This is a genomic window from Xenorhabdus entomophaga, from assembly GCF_037996725.1.
In the GTDB taxonomy this organism is placed as follows: Bacteria; Pseudomonadota; Gammaproteobacteria; order Enterobacterales; family Enterobacteriaceae; genus Xenorhabdus; species Xenorhabdus khoisanae.
Window position 1 is genome coordinate 1 of record NZ_JBBMXH010000179.1, and the last position, 4,288, is coordinate 4,288.

The following is a 4,288-nucleotide window of genomic DNA, read 5'->3' on the forward strand; positions in this document are numbered from 1 at the left end:
TTTGTCACTTTTTTCATGTCACGTTGCCAGAAAAAGCGAAAGAATTGACGACTCGACTGACTGACAATTTTCAGATTTTAAAACCTGCATCTTCAAGTTAGATTGGTATATCGCGTCTCCATCTGGGAAACTGCTTCAGAACAAACTCACCATTTTCACTGCTTAACAGCCGCCGTTAAGAATAGTGATGGAAGCATGTGACAGTGCCAATGACTGGAGCCAGAAACACAGGGCGATGTTTCTTACGGTTGCTGTTTTCATTTACTCAGCTTGAACGTAAAGCACTCTACAAAACCGGTAACGTCATGCTAAGATCAAACGATTTTCTGACAGCTTTAATATTGTTCAATCGTAGGTCACGCCAGACAAATAGGATTACAGGCAGGATAAGTTACAGTATTAAGCTATGTTTCACTTAATAAAATCAATGAGATACTTACATGCTGCGGATATTGCTGAGTAACGATGATGGTGTTACCGCACCGGGTATTCAAACCTTAGCGGCTACATTGCGGGAACACTATCATGTTCAGGTGGTTGCACCTGATCGTAACCGTAGCGGTGCGTCGAACGCCTTAACACTAGATCGCCCCTTGCGCATTCATACACTGAACAATGGTGATATTGCCGTTCAGGAGGGGACACCGACGGATTGTGTCTATTTAGGCGTGAATAAACTGGTTCGCCCTCGTCCTGACATTGTTGTTTCAGGAATCAACTGTGGCCCCAATCTCGGGGATGATGTTATTTATTCCGGCACGGTTGCGGCTGCGATGGAAGGTCGCCATCTGGGGTTGCCTGCACTGGCGGTATCACTCAATGGCGATAAACATTATGAAACAGCGGCAGAAGTAACAGTACGCTTATTAACGTTGCTGCAAAAGTTTCCATTGAGAGCGGGCAATATTCTGAATATCAATGTGCCTGATATCCCTATTGAGCAAATCAAAGGGTTCCGGGTAACCCGATGTGGCAGCCGCTGCGCTGCTGAAGAAGTTTATGCTTTGGAAGACCCCAAAGGCAATATGCTCTATTGGATAGGCCCTCCGGGAGAAAAAAATGACTTTGGCCCTGAAACGGATTTTGCAGCAGTGGAGGAAGGGTTTGTCTCCATTACTCCTTTACAGGTTGACTTGACGGCTTATAAAGCTCAGGAACTGATAAGCGATTGGTTGGCAAAAGTCGGGGATATTGACGAATGTTAATCCGATCAATGAAAAATTTGCTGGCGCAGTTACGCCAGCAAGGAATACACAATGAGCATCTGTTGGAAATTATAGCCAAAGTACCCAGAGAATATTTCGTTGACGAAGCTCTGGCGCACAAGGCTTATGAGAATACAGCCCTACCCATTGGGCATGGGCAAACCATATCCCAGCCTTATATTGTTGCCCGCATGACAGAGTTGCTGAATGTAACGCCAGAATCCAATGTCTTGGAAATAGGCACCGGCTCCGGTTATCAGACTGCTATACTTGCCCATTTAGCCAAACATGTTTTCTCTGTGGAACGTATAAAGGGATTACAGTGGCAAGCCAAACGTAGATTGAAACAACTGGACTTACATAATATCTCAACTCGTCACGGTGATGGTTGGTATGGATGGCCGTCAAAAGGGCCGTTTGATGCCATCATTGTTACCGCTGCACCACCAGAAGTTCCACAGGCTTTGCTCCATCAGCTTGCCGATGGTGGTGTGATGGTTTTGCCTGTCGGTGAGCGTTCTCAGTCGTTGAAAGTGGTACATCGTTATGGGAATGATTTTCATAGCGAAGTTATCGAATCAGTCCGTTTTGTACCCCTAATTCAAGGCGAGCTAGCATAATCAGCTAATTTTTTGTGGCTATAACTTTTAAATTAGCTGTCATTTTTTCTGAAATTAAGCAAAATATTTCGCTTTAAATCTTTTGTAATTCTAAATTTCTTTATAAATCATCATTCTTTGCTCTTATATTGCCTTTATGGGGGGATAAGGTATGAATTCAGGAAACCCAGTGAAAAAAATAAAGTGGATAATTACCAGTACTGTTATGGGAATCGTGCTGGCAGGTTGTAGCAATACACCAGATCGCCCGGCACCAATAGTGAATATTGATAATAAGGAGAAAAATGGAGGAATATTCTCTAAACCGTCATCAATGTCGGCTCCATTGCCATCTTCTCCTCCTGTGATTTCAACTCATCGCGTATCAGACAATCATGCTGCCAAAAACCGTCAGTTAGTGAATCATGCTACCAATAATGGTTCATATCCGGGAAGGATTGTCTATGACCGTAACTACGAAAACATTCGCAAGGGAAGCTACAGCGGAAGCACCTACACAGTCAAACATGGCGATACTTTGTTTTATATAGCCTGGATTACAGGTAATGATTTTCGTGATCTATCTCAAAGAAATGGTATTTCAGAACCTTATGGCTTAAATGTTGGGCAAGTCCTGAAAATAGATAATCCAACCTCCAAGAATGGTGTATTAATAGCATCAAATAGTACTCAATCTAAAATTAAGCAGGTTGATTTTCAAAAAATTAATGCGTATCCTGCAAATATTGATAGACCAAGCTCAGAAAAGATGTTGCCAAAGGTGACTATTTCTGATAGGGAAAGTACCGATCAAAAAGTATCTACAGCAACGGATACAGAAGTAAATAACACTATTAGCAGTGCTGGCATCGGCACTATTAATAGTTGGAGATGGCCGGCAGAAGGCAAAATTCTTGAAGGCTTTTCTGATTCTCAGGGAGGAAATAAAGGCATTGATATTGCGGGCAGTCGTGGCCAACCCGTATTCTCAACAGCCAGTGGGAAAGTCGTTTATGCCGGTAATGCATTACGTGGATATGGAAATTTAATAATTATAAAACATAACGATGACTACCTGAGCGCCTATGCTCATAACGACACTGTATTAGTTCGTGAGCAGCAGGATGTTCAAGTGGGGCAAAAAATTGCCACCATGGGTAGTACCGGAACAAGTTCCGTAAGATTGCATTTTGAAATTCGCTATAAGGGAAAATCCGTAAACCCGCTGCGTTATCTTCCGCAGCGATAAACCGGGGCAGGATCTGAAATTCCTGCCCGCATTATCATGGGTAGGAGCAGCTGATGAGCCAAAGTACGCTTAAAGTTAATAAGTTGTATGATGATGCGGATGTAGACGAAAATAGCATGGAAGCTGATGACTTTGATGAAGCGTTGCTGAAAGACGAGGATGATGTAGCCAGTCTTGATGAAGATTTGGATTTGTTGCAAGGGGTAAACCAACGTGTTCTTGATGCAACACAAATATATCTTGGAGAGATTGGTTTTTCTCCTCTGCTGACCGCAGAGGAAGAGGTTCTTTTCGCGAGACGGGCACTTCGAGGAGATATGGCTGCACGCAAACGCATGATTGAAAGTAACCTGCGGTTGGTTGTTAAAATATCTCGCCGATATAGCAATCGGGGATTAGCTTTGCTGGATCTGATTGAAGAAGGCAATCTTGGGCTTATTCGTGCGGTAGAAAAATTTGATCCTGAAAGGGGATTCCGTTTTTCTACTTATGCAACATGGTGGATACGTCAAACAATCGAACGTGCCATCATGAACCAAACTCGCACAATTCGTCTGCCTATTCACATAGTCAAAGAGTTAAATGTCTATTTACGTACTGCAAGAGAACTGGCACACAAATTGGATCACGAACCTAGTGTCGAAGAAATTGCGGAGAAACTGGATAAACCCGTTGAAGACGTGAGCCGTATGATGCGGCTTAACGAGCGCATTACTTCTGTCGATACGCCAATTAGTGGCGATTCAGATAAAGCATTATTGGATATTTTATCTGATGAAAACGACTCAGGGCCGGAAACAACAATCCAAGATGATGATATGAAACAGAGTATCGTCAAGTGGTTGTTTGAACTGAATGCAAAACAGCGTGAAGTTCTGGCCAGACGATTCGGTTTGCTTGGGTATGAAGCGGAAACATTAGAGGATGTTGGGCGAGAAATAGGTTTAACAAGAGAGAGAGTTCGTCAAATTCAGGTTGAGGGATTGCGTCGTCTTAGAGATATACTGCATACCCAAGGCTTGAATATAGAGTCATTATTCCGTACTTAATTATATTTATATCCGTTTGATTTCAATTTACTGCGAGGTGAAAAGTAAACAAATTTCCAGAGTCAGAGGTGACTGTATAAGTTAGTCAGATAAATTATTTGCACGACTGTTATAATAGATAACACGATAATCTGACTTTCCGCCTGTTCTAATGAAATCGAAGATAACCCTTTCTGAGCCTGAACG

General features: G+C 42.6%; 4 protein-coding genes. All 4 read left to right on the forward strand.

The window, feature by feature from the left end; genetic code table 11:
- The first annotated feature begins 440 nt into the window (after window positions 1-440).
- The 4 genes from surE (at window position 441) to rpoS (ending at window position 4,102) form a co-directional block, all read left to right on the forward strand.
- Window positions 441-1,205 carry a 5'/3'-nucleotidase SurE gene (surE, locus tag AAC854_RS21405; protein ID WP_099113364.1) on the forward strand — a complete coding sequence of 255 codons (765 nt, stop codon included), beginning with the start codon at window positions 441-443 and terminating at the stop codon, window positions 1,203-1,205.
- On the forward strand, window positions 1,199-1,825 hold the full coding sequence (locus AAC854_RS21410; RefSeq protein ID WP_340618859.1) for a protein-L-isoaspartate(D-aspartate) O-methyltransferase: 627 nt from the start codon (window positions 1,199-1,201) through the stop codon (window positions 1,823-1,825). Before surE ends, AAC854_RS21410 begins: the two co-directional genes overlap by 7 nt.
- Before the next feature lie 151 nt (window positions 1,826-1,976).
- Entirely contained in the window at window positions 1,977-3,053 is a 1,077-nt protein-coding gene (gene nlpD, locus AAC854_RS21415) for a murein hydrolase activator NlpD (RefSeq protein ID WP_340618860.1), read from the forward strand.
- A 53-nt stretch (window positions 3,054-3,106) separates the two neighbouring features.
- Window positions 3,107-4,102, forward strand: coding sequence for an RNA polymerase sigma factor RpoS (gene rpoS / locus AAC854_RS21420; protein ID WP_340618861.1), 996 nt, complete (start codon window positions 3,107-3,109; stop codon window positions 4,100-4,102).
- Window positions 4,103-4,288 lie beyond the last annotated feature (186 nt).